This window comes from Planctomonas psychrotolerans, from assembly GCF_008642235.1.
GTDB classification, from domain to species: Bacteria; Actinomycetota; Actinomycetes; order Actinomycetales; family Microbacteriaceae; genus Planctomonas; species Planctomonas psychrotolerans.
In genome coordinates this window covers 1,692,400-1,704,953 of record NZ_SJEV01000001.1, presented here as the reverse complement: position 1 = coordinate 1,704,953, position 12,554 = coordinate 1,692,400, and the positions used below count along the sequence as shown (strand labels likewise).

Here is a 12,554-nt window from a genome sequence, read left to right as displayed (position 1 = left end):
GTATCGGTTCACACGGAGGTGCGCCCCCCGTCGATGAGCATGTTGCTGCCGGTCACCATCGCTGCCGCGTCCGAGGCGAGGTAGGCGATGGCAGCTGCCACCTCCTCCGGCTGCGCGAAGCGGCCGACGGGGATCTCCGCTTTGGCCTTCTCGCCCTTCTCCCCCGCCCAGGCCGCCTTCCCGAGAGGCGTCTCCACCACGGTGGGTGATACGGCGTTCACCGTGACACCGTGCCTCGCCCATTCGAGAGAGAGCACCCGGGTGAGTCCCACGATGGCCGCTTTGCTCGCGCAGTACGCCGCGTGATCGGCGAGACCGATGACGGAGGCCTGAGATGCGAGGTTGATGATGCGCCCGTATCCGGCCGCCACCATCTCCCGTCCCACCGCCTGCGCCATGTAGAAGCTCGCGCTGAGGTTGATGTCCAGCGTCGCCTGCCACCGCGACGCCGGCACGTCGATCGCCGGGTCGAGCAGGGCGACCCCGGCCGAGTTGATCAGGATGTGCGGCGTGCCGCACCGCTGAAGCACCTCGGACACGATCTCGCTCGCCGCTTCGGGAGCGGTCAGGTCCCTGCGGATGCCGAACGACCCCTCACCCGGAAGCTGCTGCATCACCGCGTCGACATGCTCGCCCACATCGACGCCGACCACGAGGGCGCCACGCTCGGCGAGGTGATGAGCCGTCGTGTACCCGATGCCGCTCGCCGCCCCGGTGACGATGGCGACCCTGTCCGCGAAATCCTGCTCCATGACCGTGCTCCTCGACGCTGAGATACCCCGGCGGTCCGATGCCGCCGCGGTCAGTCTGCCACCACGTTGGCCCCCGAGCCCCACGGACCCCACACGGGTCCCTGCCCCCACGGTCCCTAACCCTGTCGAAGGGACGCATCACGCTCACACCGAAACGCGGTCCGGGTGGCGGCGTCAGAGACTCCGGTCGAGCACCCGTCCCAGGATGCGGGCGGCCTCGGGGAACGCACCGGGGTTGGGCCCGGAGTAGTTGAGTCGGAGGAACGGCCCCGGCGGTTCGGCGGGGAACCACTCGGATCCGGGTCCCACGAAAAGGTTCTCCTCCGCACACGAGCGAACCAGCGCCGGGAGATCGGTGTCATCGGGCAGTCGTACCCACAGGTTCAGTCCACCCGCGGGGATGGCGGTGAGGTGGGCGCGCGGTGCGTGCTCCGACAAGCTGTCGACGAGAAGATCCCGGCGGGACCGCAATTGCGAGCGGACGCCGCGGAGGTGCGCACGCCACGCGGGCTGGGTGACGATATCGAGCGCCGCCGCCTGGAGAATCCCGCTGACGTACATCGAGGACGCGACCCGATCCGCCAGGATGCGCTGACGAGCGGGACCGCGAGCGATGATTGCGGCGATCTGGATGGCGGGTGACACGCTCTTCGTGAGCGAACGGATGTAGACGACGTGGCCGGCGTCGTCCATCCCGGCAACCGGTGCTGAGGTCGACGTGATCCCGAAGTCGTGTGCCCAGTCGTCTTCGATCAGGAAGGCGCCGCTCGCCCGGACGACGGAGAGGATGCGTTCCGTGGTATCCCTCGACCACTGAGCCCCGGTGGGATTGGCGTAGTTCGGCTGGGCGTAGAAGGCGCGAGCTCCGGTCTCCTCGAAGGCTCGGGCTACGTCGTCCGGGTCGGGACCGGCCGCACCGGATGGGACGGGAATGACCCGCACCCCGGCCTGCTCGGCGGCGGTGATGGCACCCCAGTAGGTCGGTGATTCCATCACCAGCGCGTGACCCGCGCCCACGAGGGCTCGGAAGATCGAACTCAGACCGCTCTGGCTGCCGGGGAGAACGAGAACATCGCTCGCCGTGGGCGGGGTTGCGCCGGCCGGCACCGCGTCGGCGAGCTCGGCGGCGAACCACGCTTGAAGCTCGGGGATACCGGCGACAGGCGGTCGGGACACGGCCACGTCGCTCCGCGCGGCCCGGGTGAGTGCGGAGCGGACGAGCCGCTCGGGCAGCAGTTCTCGATTCGGGTAGCCGCTGTGCAGCGCCATCACCCCCTGCGGCGCGTCCCGCATCGCCGCGGCGGAGACCGGTACGCGGTTCGGTGGTGACCCGAGTGCCGCGGTCTGCCAGCCGAACTCGAGCGGGCGCGCGACCCGGATCGCGCGGACGAACGTGCCGACCCCCGGACGACTCTCGATGAGACCCTGTGCGGTCAGCACGCGGAGGGCCTTCTGCACCGTGATGGGGCTGGCGGCATGGGTGGCGACGAGGGCGCGGGTCGACGGGAGTCGCGCTCCGGCCGGGGCTGCGGCGATCCAGTCGCGTAACGCTCCGACGATTCGAGCGCTGCTATCGTTGTCCATGACGGCACATAGTAGCGCTATCCACATTCCCGCGAGCGTGATATCGACCCGTGGTCTTGCCTGGGCCGCCCTCGGCGTCGTCGCGTTCTCCTTCACCGTGCCGTTCACCCGAGTGGCGGTCGGTGGTATGTCGCCGCTCTTCGTCGGATCCGGTCGTGCGGTGATCGCGGCTGCTCTCGCGGCGATGGCACTGGCGTGCTTCGGTCGCATGCGGCCCCGGGGGATGCAGTGGCTTCGCCTGGCACTCGTCGCCGGTGGAGTGGTACTCGGATTTCCGGTGCTCACGTCGTTCGCGCTCTCCGCCGCTCCTGCCAGCCACGGCGCCGTGGTCATCGCCCTCCTTCCCGCCGCGACGGCGATGATGGCCGTGCTACGGGCGAAGGAGCGTCCGCGGCGGTCGTTCTGGATTCTGGCGGCGGCTGGAGCCACCGCCGCGGTCGTCTTCGCCTCGCTGCACAGCGGTGGACTCGCCGGCCTCACGTCGGCGGATCTGCTGCTGTTCGCCGCCGTGGTCGCCGGAGCCATCGGTTACGCCGAGGGGGGCCTCTTGGCACGGGAACTGGGTTCGTGGCAGACCATCTCCTGGGCGCTCGTCCTCGCCTCACCGCTGATGATCGCCCTGACGCTCATCAGCGCTGCCGGGCAGCCCCCACGTGCCAGCGGTGTGGAGTGGGCCGCGTTCGCGTACCTGGCGGGAGTGAGCATGTTCCTGGGCTTCTTCGCCTGGTATCGCGGTCTCGCGATCGGACCGATGGCGCAGGTCAGCCAGGTGCAGCTGGTGCAACCCGTGCTCAGCATTCTCTGGGCAGCCCTGCTGCTGCACGAGGAGGTGACCCTCGCGACACTGTTCGGCGGCTGCGCGGTGATCCTCTGTGCCGCCATCTCGGTACGGGCCCGGACGACCACCGCCCCCAAGCCTGCGGCACCTCCGGCGGACGGGAAGAGAACCGCGGGAATCGCCGGCCGGGCATGACAAGACCCCGCCCGGTATGTGCACGGGCGGGGTCCTGCGTTGGGGAGGAGCGTTACCTCGAGGGGATGGCGCTAGCCGCGGATCTCCTCGACCCACGCCTGAACGTCGGCGGGCAGGCCGTCGATGATCGGCTGGGTGGCCTCGACCCACTCGTCGAGATCCTCGATCTCGTGGAACTCGGCACCAGCGGCCTCGAGCTCGCCGCGGTACTCCTCGGTGTCGGCGATCGTCGTGGCCGTGTAGTCCTCGCCGACCTGCTCGGCGGCGTCGCGGATGATCTCCTGGTACTCCTCGGGCATGCCGGAGAGCGACTCGTTCCACGTGATGAAGTGGTAGTTCGCGTACATGTGGCTGGTCTCGCCGATGTGCGGGGCGACCTCGTGGATGCTGTTGAAGAGGATGGCGTCGAGCGGGTTCTCCTGACCGTCGAGCACGCCGCTCTCGAGAGCCGAGTACACCTCGTTGAAGGGCAACGCCTCGGCGCGGGCACCGAGAGCCTCCCAGGTGGCGAGCATCGTCGGCGCGGACGGCGTGCGGATCGTGAGCCCCTGCAGGTCGTCGAGCGTGGTGACCGGGTCCTTGGTGGTGAGCTGGCGGGGTCCGCGGTACATGTTGCCGAGCATCTCGTACCCCGACGCCTCGGTGATGGCAGTCTTGATCTCGTCCCCGAGATCACCGTCCCAGACCTCGAAGAACTGGTCCTCGTCCTCGTAGAGGAACGGGGCGGTCTCGATGCTGGACAGGTCGGTGTACGCCTCGACCGAAAGCAGGCTCTCGATCACGATGTCGGTGGTTCCGAGCTGGAGGCCCTCGATCATCTCCTCCCACGTACCGAGCGTGGAGTCGGAGTGGACCTCGACGGTGATGTTGCCGTCGGACTCCTCCTCCACGATCTCCTTGAACTGCATCGCCGCGGTCTGACGGGGGTCAGACTCGCTTCCCGCGTGTCCGAGGGTGAGCGTCATCGGCTCGGCTTCACCGCTCGGCGCTGCCGATCCGGTGCCACCGCTGTCAGCGCCGCTGCAGCCGGTGAGGGCCAGTGCGCTGATGGCGATGCCGGCGAGGATTGCTGTCTTCTTCATGGTGCACTTCCTTGTGTGTGAGTGTGGTGCAGGGGGGGTGGGGGACTTAGGGCATGAGCACGGACGGCAACCACAGTGAGATCTGCGGAATGAACGTGATGAGCAGGATGAAGACCATGCCGGTGACGAGGAACGGCCAGACGGCTTTCACCGCGCTGATCATCTGCACCTTGGCGATCTCCGCCGACAGCATCAGGGCGATACCGACCGGAGGGGTCAGGAGCCCGACACCGAGATTGGCGACGATGATGACGCCGAGGTGCACCGGGTCGACGCCGATCGAGACGGCCATCGGCAGGAGGATGGGCGTGATGATGATCAGCGCGGCGTTCGCCTCGATGAACATCCCGACCACGAGGAGGAGGAGGTTCAGCATGAGGAGCAGCACGATCGGGTTCTCGCTCAGTCCGAAGATCGCCTCAGCGGCCGCCTGAGGAACCCGACCCGAGGTGAGCGCCCACGAGTACAGCTGAGCCGCCGCGAGAACGAGCATGATGAGACCGACGATCAGCGTGGAGTCGGCCATGGAATGCACGAGCTTCTTGAATGACAGTTCCCGGTACACGAACCACCCGACGAGCAACGCGTACACGACCGCGACAGCAGCCGCCTCGGTGGGCGTGAAGAGTCCGAAGCGGATGCCGGCCAGGATGATCACGGGCAGGATCAGTGCCGGGATTCCCGCGTAGAGCGAGGGCCAGAACTTCGGACGGTCGGCTTTCGCGGTCTTGCCGACATCTTTGATGTCCGCCACCTTGGAGATGGCCTCGTCGGTGAATCCCTGGCGGCGCACCGTGAGGTGCACGGTGATCATCACGAGCGCGATGTACAGGATGGCCGGGATGATGCCCGCGAAGAACAGCGCGCCGATCGAGGTGCCGCTCACCACTCCGTACACGATCATCGTGATGCTCGGCGGCATGATCGGCGCAACGACCGGTGACGCGGCGGTGACGGCTGCCGAGAATGCCGCCTTGTAGTCACGGGCCTTCATCGCGGGGATGAGGATGCGCCCGAGGCTCGAGATGTCGGCGACTGCCGATCCGGAGATGCCACCGAAGAACAGCGCGGACAGCACATTGGTCTGCGCCAGACCGCCGCGCATGCCACCCACGATCGAGTCGGCCAGGTCGAGCAGGCGGCGGGTGATGCCGCCCGCATTCATGATGCCGCCGGCGAGGATGAACAGCGGAATGGCGAGCAGCGAGAACGGGGTGATCCCGGCAACGATGCGCTGAGCGCCGATGGTGAGGGGAACGTCGGTGAGCAGCCAGAGCGACAGGAGCGAGGCGGCGGCGAGCGCGAATCCGATGGGGATTCGCAACAGCATGGTGACGGCGAAGTTGCCGAGAAGTAGCGGTCCCACGGTTAGATCTCTCCCTTGACGATCACTGAGTCAGCCGGCTGGAAGAGCGTTCCGATTTCCGTCCGCTCCTCGCCGCGCTTGCGGTGCACCCCGACCCACCACGCCTCGACGGCGAAGATGAGGGCAAGGCCGGCGCCCACCGGAACCGCGAGGGTCACGTAGGCGTACGGGAGACCGAGGCCCGGCATGGTGCGGCGGAAGGCGGGCGCGAGACTCTCGATCCCGAACCACACCAGCAGCGCGAGCACGACGACCACGACGACGGCCGCGATCGTGTCGAGGGCGATGATGAGCCAGCGGCGGTACGGCAGGTAGTCCCACACGTCGAGCAGCATGTGCCTACCGCGACGCACCCCGAGGGCGATGCCGATCATCGACAACCACACGAAGCTGTAGGAGGCCAGCTCGACGGTCCAGGGCGTCGATACCGAGATGACGTAGCGGGCGAGCACCTGCCAGGTGACTGCGAACAGCACCAAACCGAGCAGCATGACTGCCACCACTTGAAGAACGAGGTCGAGCTTCGTCAGCGCCTTGTCGACCCATTTGATCGTTGTGATGATCGCTCCTTTGCGATTGAGTTGGGCCCCGTCGGGGTGGTATCAAGCGAGTGTAACCGATACCACTTTGTTTACGTACACTCGCGGGCGAAACTTTAGCCTGCTGTGTCGCCCAGCAAACCACATGCACTGTCTAACTGTCAACAGTTAGATCGTTGTCATAAGGTCAGGCGTCATCTACGCTGTGGGAAGCCACGCAAAGGAGCATCCGTGACCAGTGAACGGCGCAGCGCAATCAGTTCGCTCGGGGGAGTCGACCGTCACACCCTCCGCGAACTCACTCTCGCCCGGCTTCGGGAAGCGATCTCGGTGGGACAGCTTCCTCCCGGAACACACCTCGCCGAGGTGGATCTGAGCGAGGCCCTCACCGTCAGCAGGGGCACCCTGCGCGAGGCGCTTCGGCACCTCGAGCAGGAGGGTCTCGTGCAGAGCGATGCACGGGGGCGACTACGCGTCCGAGTGGTGGAAGCGCATCAGGTGGAGGACATCTTCGCCGTGCGCGCCGCCCTCGAAACGCTCGCGTTCGAGACCATCTGCGCGCGTTCGGATCGCGGAACCATCGTCGAGGCGCTCCGCACGCAGCTGAGCCGGTTCGAGAACACCGACGCGCCGATGAGCGACCGGCTGGAGACGGACCTCGACTTCCACGCGACGATGTGCCGGTTGAGCGGCAACGAGACCCTGTACTCGTCGTGGCTCAGCGTGCGCGGACTGTCTCGCGCGGCGATGACGGCGGCCGGGCCCGACAGCGCCCTGGCCAACATGGCCCACTCGAGGCACCTGCCGATCGTCGAGCTGCTGGAACAGGGCGACGTGGATGCCGGCCGTGCCTTCTTGCACGCGCACATGGAGGAGGCTGCCGATCGCATCCTCGTCGCGATGAACGCCCAGCAGTCCGCCTGACCACTCCCCCGCACGTCGCGCGGACCGCACGTCACGCCCCACGGTCCCTGAGCCCGTCGAAGGGACAGGACGCACCCCACGTCGCTTCGACAGGCTCAGCGACCGTATGGAACGCACCCCACGTCGCTTCGACAGGCTCAGCGACCGTATCCGGAACGCACCCTGCGTCGCGACCCCACGGTCCCTGAGCTCGTCGAAGGGACGAAACGCACCCTGCGTCGCTTCGACAGGCTCAGCGACCGTACGGAACGCACCTCACGTCGCTTCGACAGGCTCAGCGACCGGGCCGCGCGCGGTCAGTGGAGGTGGCTACCGCCATTGATGTCGATCGTGGTGCCGGTGAGGTAACCGGCGTCGGCGGAGGCGAGGAACACGATCACTGCAGCGACCTCATCGGTCGTGGCGGTGCGGCCCAGCGGGATGTCGCTGGCGATGGCGGCCTCGAGCTCCGGCGTCGTGCCGACGCGGATGTTGGTGTCCACCGCACCGGGCGCGACGGCGTTCACCGTGACGCCGTTGTCCCCCAGCTCGCGCGCGAGCGCCTTCGTGAAGCCGAGGATCGCCGCCTTCGCCGCCGAGTACGGCACCTTGCCGAAGACTCCGCCGCCGCGCTGCGCGGACACCGACGACATGTTGATGATGCGGCCCCAGTTGTTCGCGAGCATGCCGGGCAGGAATGCGCGGGTGACCAGGTAGGTGCCGGTGGCGTTGACGTTCATGACCTTGTTCCACAGGTCGAGGGTCGTCTCGAGGAACGGAACGGGCGAGGTGATCCCGGCGATGTTGGCCAAAGCTCCGACGGGCTGCAGGCGCCCCGCTTCCACTTCCGCGGCCACGGCGTCGTGGGCTGCGGCGACCGAGGCCTCGTCGGCCACGTCGATCTGGTGGCCGAAGGCCTGAACGCCGTACTCGTTACCGATATCCGCCGCGACCGCGGAGGACTTCTCCCCGTCGAGGTCGAGGATGACGATCGACCACCCACCGGCGGCGAAGCGGCGTGCGGTGGTCATGCCGATCCCCCGGTCCGATGTGGCTCCGGTGATGACGGCGGTGCGAGTGCTGGTGGTCATGGTGCTCCTACGGTGAGAGGTGAATGGGTGAGTGGGGAAGAGTCGGATCAGAGGTACGACGTGATGAGGCGCGCGGCGTCCGCCGTGGCAGCGGGACGCTCCTCGTGAGTGATGTCGCGGGTCTCGAGCTCCAGCGCGAAGTGCCCGGAGTACCCGGCCGCGGCGAGCGCACGCAGTCCCCCGGCGAAGTCGACGGCGCCCTTCCCGATGCTGAGGTTGATGTTGCCGGCCACCGCGTCACGCAGGTGCACGTGGGCGATCCGGTCGGCGAAGCGGCGGACGAAGTCGTCTGGAGATCCACCCGACGCGACGATGTGACTGAAGTCCATGACGATGCCCACGCCGGAGCCGGCGAGGCGATCCGCGAGCAGGGTGGCACGGTCGAGGTTCCAGCACAGGCGGTGGAAGTGCAGCGACTCGGTCCAGATCTCGAGACCGCGCTCCCGTGCCCGTTCGCTAGCGCGGATCAGCTCGGCCGCGACCACATCGAGATCCTCGTCGAGCGTGCGGATCGGCTCGTGATCGATGGCACCGCACGGCAGCACGAGCGCCTTGGCCCCCACTCCCTCCGCCAGAGCGAGCAGGGAGTCGAGGTGCGCATCCCGGGCACTGCGGGCCGAGGCGTCGAGGTCGGCGTTCAGGTCTCCGATGTCGCCGTTCACCGAGCGAACCCGGAGCCCGGAGCCTCGCACGGTGCGCGTCACCTGCTCCACGGCGGTGGCATCCAGAACGAACGGAACGTGATCGCACACGCCGGGCAGGGCGCCGAGGTCGATCTCGTCGAACCCCAGCTCCGTGATGGTCGAGAGCGCGGACGCGAGGTCGAGGTGGCGGAAGCTGATCGAGGAGCACCCGAGCCGGTTGGAGAACATCGTCATTGATCCTTTGGTCCACGGCCGGGAAGGACCGCAGGACCAGAGTAAGGATCTAACTGTTAACAGTCAACACCTCAAGGACAACTTGGCGCCAGGCTCCTCCGCCACTACCGCTCGTAGGTTTCGATCACCCGGCTGTCGTCGCGCAGACCGAGCCCTCGCTCGGCCGCTGAGGTGAAGCGGTCCCGGGCGACCTCCAGCAGAGGCACGGATGCGCCGCTCGACTCCGCCGCGTCGGCCACCAGACCGCTGTCCTTGACGAAGATGTTCACCGAGCTCGTCACCGGCGCATCCGTTCCGAGCAGCATCCGCGGGCCCCGATCGGACAGCATCCACGACCCGGCCGCTCCCCCCGACACCAGGTCGAGCACGGCCGACCGGTCGAGCCCGAGGGACTCGGCCAGCCAAAGCGCTTCGGCCGCAGCGACGATGTGCACGGAGCACAGATGCTGATTCACCACTTTGATCGCCTGCCCGTCGCCCACGGCGGCACCCACCCGCCGCACCGTGCCGAGTACCTCGAGCAATGGCTGCACGGAATCCAGGTCGGCATCGGCACCGGAGGCGAAGATCACCAGGTCGCCGGTGACCGCCCGCGCGACCCCACCGGTCACCGGCGCATCGATCACGGTGGCCCCCGCGTTCCCCAGGCGGTCGGCTTCGGTGCGCACGGCCGCGGGGCCGACGGTGGACATGAGGATCCAGGTGGTGCCGCTCACGGCATCCGTGGTCAGCGCCTCCGTCACGAGAGCGGACAGCTGGTCGGGTGTTGCCACCATCACCACCACGGTGTCGGATGCCGAGGCGTCGGAGAATGACGCGACGGCGTCGAATCCGGCCTCGGCGGCGCGCTCCCGCGCGGCGGGAAACGGGTCGACGCCCGTGACGGCGTGTCCGGCGCGGGAGAGGAGCGTGGCCATGGGCAGGCCGATGGCGCCGACGCCGACGAAGGTGAGGGAGATGAGGGAGGGGGAGGTCATGTCGCGTGTCTCCTGTTCTGAGGGAAGGGGGATGGCACCGGCACCCCCGATGCCCGATGAATCGTCGTTCAGGCGGTGCGCGTCTCGGTTCCGGCGCTCGGAAGCGTCTCCTCCTCATCGGTGTTGGCCCCGGTGACACGCTCCAGCATCTGCTCCCGCGCATACTGGCACACGACCATCACCACCGCGATCACGGGCGTGGCGAGGAACGCCCCGACGATGCCGAAGATGGTTCCTCCGGCCGTCACCCCCGTGAGCACGACGGCCGGATGGAGGTTCAGCGATTTGCCGACCAGAATCGGTTGCAGCACGTTGCTCTCGAGCTGCTGCACGAGCAGCACGATGCCGAGGACGATGAGCGCCTTCACCCATCCGTCCGACAGCAGGGCGACCAGTGTGGCGAGGAAGCCCGTGGCCACGGCGCCGACCACGGGAAGGAATCCCGCGAAGAAGATCAGCACGGCCAGGGGCAGGGCGAGCGGAATCCCGAGGATCCACAGGCCGGTACCGATGAGCACCGCGTCGACGAGCGCCACCGCCGCCTGCGACAGGACATACGAGGACAGGGTCCGCCAGCTCCGGGACGAGACTTCTGCGACGTGCACGAACACCGTGCCGGTCGTCCAGCGGAGCAGCCATCCGGGGAACCGCTCACCGTCCTTGAGGCAGAAGAAGGTGAGAACCAGCGCGAGCAGGATGGTTACGACCACGGAGCCGATCGTGCCCACTCCGGAGACCACCTGCGACAGGATCGCGCCGACGTTCGCCCGCAGCCAGCCGAGCGCCGAGGTGATGAACTCGTCGACGTCGGGAACGGCGAAGGGCAGTGATTCCGCGAACTCGCCGAGGTTGCGCACGTTGTTGACAGCCTTGACGGAGAGTTCGCGCACCCCGTCGACGGACAGGGCGGCAGCGGCCCATCCGATCGTGATCGCGACGGCCAGGAACCCCAGAACCGTGATGCCCGCGGCTGCCGCCTTCGGCAGGCCGCTTCGCAGACCGCGGTTGAGCGGCCAGAGGATGGAGGACAGCAGCAGGGCGAGGATCAGCGGGAAGACGACGACCCACAACAGCGAGAGGAGATAGACCAGCCCGACCACGGCGATCGCGACGATGAGGATCCGCCCGAGAATCGCCGTCGCGGGCGTCAGGACGGCCAGCACCGCTCCCCCGCGCACCCGGCTCACCAGTTCCCGCGCGGATCGAGTACCGCTTTCTCCCTCGTTTCCCTCCGCGCCCGTACCCGGTGCGGTGGTCGTATGCGCGCTGTTCATGGTCGTCCTCGGGATAGGAAGTGAGTGAGAAGGGGAAGAAGGGGTGAAGACGGACCGGCTCCGCACCCGCTACAGGGCGGCCAGCAGCGCCCTCGCCGTGACGACATCGGTCACCAGCGCATTGACCAGCCGGGCGCGCACGGCTCCGACGATGCTCGGCACCTTGTCGATCCCTACCGCGACACCCACCGCCCACGGCACCGCCGCAAGGGTTTCGCGTGACGCCCGGACCATGCGATCGCTCCCCGGGAACTCGAGCGGAGACCCGTCTCCGCGGAAGAAGTTGAGGCACACATCGCCGGCGGCGGCGTCGAAGAGGCCCTCCTCGTCGGGAAGCGCGGACGACAGCACCTGCCGGGTGGCCGTGGGGGCCCCGATGCCGAGCAGGGCGCCTTTGGCGCGCTGCCACAGGGCCATCACCTCGCGGAACGCCGGGTCGTCCTCGAGGCTCGCTCGCAGCGCGGGACTCGGCAGCGTCTGCGCGAAGAGGAAGCTCGACCGCGCTCCGGTCGCCTCCGCCGCCATGCGGGTGATCTCGTTGGTCTGGAACCACGACTGGGGCTCGGTCTGACCACCCACCGCGGGCACGATCACCACACCGGGCAACGGCGGCAGCAGGCCGGAGTGAGCGAGGTCGTGCACCGTGCGGCCCAGCGACATGAGGAGCGCGTCGCCGGCGTGGAGGTCCATCTCCTGTATCGCCGCGGCAACGGGAGCGGCGAGGTCGCGGCCTGGGGCGGCCGCATTGCTCACGGCCGTGAGATGCACCGATCGCAGGCCGAGGGCGTTTCGCAGGGCCTCGGCCAGTCCCTGCGTCTCGTCGAGGAACGGGTCGACGACCTCGATGCGCACGAGCCCGAGACGACGGGCCTCGGCGACGAGGCGACTGACGGTGGGCCGCGACACGTTGAGATCGGATGCGATCTCCACCTGGGTGGCGTCGTCGACGTAGTACATGCGGGCGGCCTGATAGACCAGCTCGAGCGGAAACCTCACGCTATCTGGCCGCTTCGGGAGCGGTGAGGGGCCGGTCATGCGCGCCAGAGTATCCCATCCCGTTTACCGGAACGGCCGGGGGGGCCGCGCTGCGGGGGTCCGCCCCCGCCGCTATCAGGAGGGGGTGGGTTGGCTGTGT

General features: G+C 68.0%; 12 protein-coding genes. 2 read left to right on the top strand and 10 right to left on the bottom strand.

Going from position 1 to position 12,554, the window contains the following annotated elements; genetic code table 11:
* Nucleotides 1-8 precede the first annotated feature (8 nt).
* Both EY822_RS07715 and EY822_RS07710 read right to left on the bottom strand, forming a co-directional pair.
* A complete protein-coding gene (locus EY822_RS07715; RefSeq protein ID WP_150307736.1) occupies nucleotides 9-752 on the bottom strand; it encodes a GolD/DthD family dehydrogenase in 744 nt (247 codons plus the stop codon).
* 174 nt (nucleotides 753-926) lie between these two features.
* Nucleotides 927-2,336: an aminotransferase-like domain-containing protein gene (locus EY822_RS07710; protein ID WP_150307735.1), complete on the bottom strand. Its 1,410-nt coding sequence runs from the start codon at nucleotides 2,334-2,336 to the stop codon at nucleotides 927-929.
* Here EY822_RS07710 and EY822_RS07705 point away from each other — a divergent pair.
* The gene (locus EY822_RS07705) at nucleotides 2,335-3,309 is read left to right on the top strand and encodes a DMT family transporter (RefSeq protein WP_150307734.1); all 975 of its coding nucleotides are present in this window, start codon (nucleotides 2,335-2,337) and stop codon (nucleotides 3,307-3,309) included. The two genes, EY822_RS07710 and EY822_RS07705, sit on opposite strands and share 2 nt — an antisense overlap.
* A 71-nt stretch (nucleotides 3,310-3,380) precedes the next feature.
* Here EY822_RS07705 and EY822_RS07700 read toward each other — a convergent pair whose 3' ends face one another.
* From EY822_RS07700 to EY822_RS07690, 3 genes are read right to left on the bottom strand one after another with little or no spacing between them, the layout of a single operon-like run.
* Nucleotides 3,381-4,391, bottom strand: coding sequence for a TRAP transporter substrate-binding protein (locus EY822_RS07700; RefSeq protein ID WP_150307733.1), 1,011 nt, complete (start codon nucleotides 4,389-4,391; stop codon nucleotides 3,381-3,383).
* Nucleotides 4,392-4,437: 46 nt separating this feature from the next.
* Complete coding sequence (locus EY822_RS07695; protein WP_150307732.1) at nucleotides 4,438-5,757, bottom strand: TRAP transporter large permease; 1,320 nt, start codon at nucleotides 5,755-5,757, stop codon at nucleotides 4,438-4,440.
* A gap of 2 nt (nucleotides 5,758-5,759) precedes the next feature.
* Nucleotides 5,760-6,248 (bottom strand): TRAP transporter small permease, encoded by a 489-nt coding sequence (locus EY822_RS07690; protein WP_150307731.1) that lies wholly within the window; start codon nucleotides 6,246-6,248, stop codon nucleotides 5,760-5,762.
* Nucleotides 6,249-6,527: 279 nt separating this feature from the next.
* Between EY822_RS07690 and EY822_RS07685 the strand changes: the two genes are divergently transcribed.
* Nucleotides 6,528-7,220 carry a GntR family transcriptional regulator gene (locus tag EY822_RS07685; protein ID WP_150307730.1) on the top strand — a complete coding sequence of 231 codons (693 nt, stop codon included), beginning with the start codon at nucleotides 6,528-6,530 and terminating at the stop codon, nucleotides 7,218-7,220.
* A 296-nt stretch (nucleotides 7,221-7,516) separates the two neighbouring features.
* On the opposite strand, the gene EY822_RS07680 is transcribed toward EY822_RS07685, so the two are convergent.
* The 5 genes from EY822_RS07680 to EY822_RS07660 form a co-directional block, all read right to left on the bottom strand.
* A complete protein-coding gene (locus EY822_RS07680; protein ID WP_150307729.1) occupies nucleotides 7,517-8,290 on the bottom strand; it encodes an SDR family NAD(P)-dependent oxidoreductase in 774 nt (257 codons plus the stop codon).
* A gap of 47 nt (nucleotides 8,291-8,337) precedes the next feature.
* Nucleotides 8,338-9,162, bottom strand: a complete 825-nt coding sequence (locus tag EY822_RS07675) for a sugar phosphate isomerase/epimerase family protein (RefSeq protein WP_150308825.1) — start codon at nucleotides 9,160-9,162, stop codon at nucleotides 8,338-8,340.
* 110 nt (nucleotides 9,163-9,272) lie between these two features.
* Nucleotides 9,273-10,145, bottom strand: coding sequence for an NAD(P)-dependent oxidoreductase (locus EY822_RS07670; protein ID WP_150307728.1), 873 nt, complete (start codon nucleotides 10,143-10,145; stop codon nucleotides 9,273-9,275).
* A gap of 68 nt (nucleotides 10,146-10,213) precedes the next feature.
* The gene (locus tag EY822_RS07665) at nucleotides 10,214-11,419 is read right to left on the bottom strand and encodes an AI-2E family transporter (RefSeq protein WP_150307727.1); all 1,206 of its coding nucleotides are present in this window, start codon (nucleotides 11,417-11,419) and stop codon (nucleotides 10,214-10,216) included.
* A gap of 69 nt (nucleotides 11,420-11,488) precedes the next feature.
* The gene (locus tag EY822_RS07660) at nucleotides 11,489-12,415 is read right to left on the bottom strand and encodes a sugar-binding transcriptional regulator (RefSeq protein ID WP_227497122.1); all 927 of its coding nucleotides are present in this window, start codon (nucleotides 12,413-12,415) and stop codon (nucleotides 11,489-11,491) included.
* Between the last annotated feature and the right edge of the window lie 139 nt (nucleotides 12,416-12,554).

Excerpts from the sequence above, each read along its gene's own strand:
- EY822_RS07675 (WP_150308825.1), bottom strand. The coding sequence starts at position 9,162 with ATGTTCTCCAACCGGCTCGGGTGCTCCTCGATCAGCTTCCGCCACCTC.
- EY822_RS07680 (WP_150307729.1), bottom strand. The coding sequence starts at position 8,290 with ATGACCACCAGCACTCGCACCGCCGTCATCACCGGAGCCACATCGGAC.
- EY822_RS07705 (WP_150307734.1), top strand. The coding sequence starts at position 2,335 with ATGACGGCACATAGTAGCGCTATCCACATTCCCGCGAGCGTGATATCG.
- EY822_RS07665 (WP_150307727.1), bottom strand. The coding sequence starts at position 11,419 with ATGAACAGCGCGCATACGACCACCGCACCGGGTACGGGCGCGGAGGGA.
- EY822_RS07715 (WP_150307736.1), bottom strand. The coding sequence starts at position 752 with ATGGAGCAGGATTTCGCGGACAGGGTCGCCATCGTCACCGGGGCGGCG.
- EY822_RS07710 (WP_150307735.1), bottom strand. The coding sequence starts at position 2,336 with ATGGACAACGATAGCAGCGCTCGAATCGTCGGAGCGTTACGCGACTGG.
- EY822_RS07670 (WP_150307728.1), bottom strand. The coding sequence starts at position 10,145 with ATGACCTCCCCCTCCCTCATCTCCCTCACCTTCGTCGGCGTCGGCGCC.
- EY822_RS07700 (WP_150307733.1), bottom strand. The coding sequence starts at position 4,391 with ATGAAGAAGACAGCAATCCTCGCCGGCATCGCCATCAGCGCACTGGCC.
- EY822_RS07690 (WP_150307731.1), bottom strand. The coding sequence starts at position 6,248 with ATGCTGCTCGGTTTGGTGCTGTTCGCAGTCACCTGGCAGGTGCTCGCC.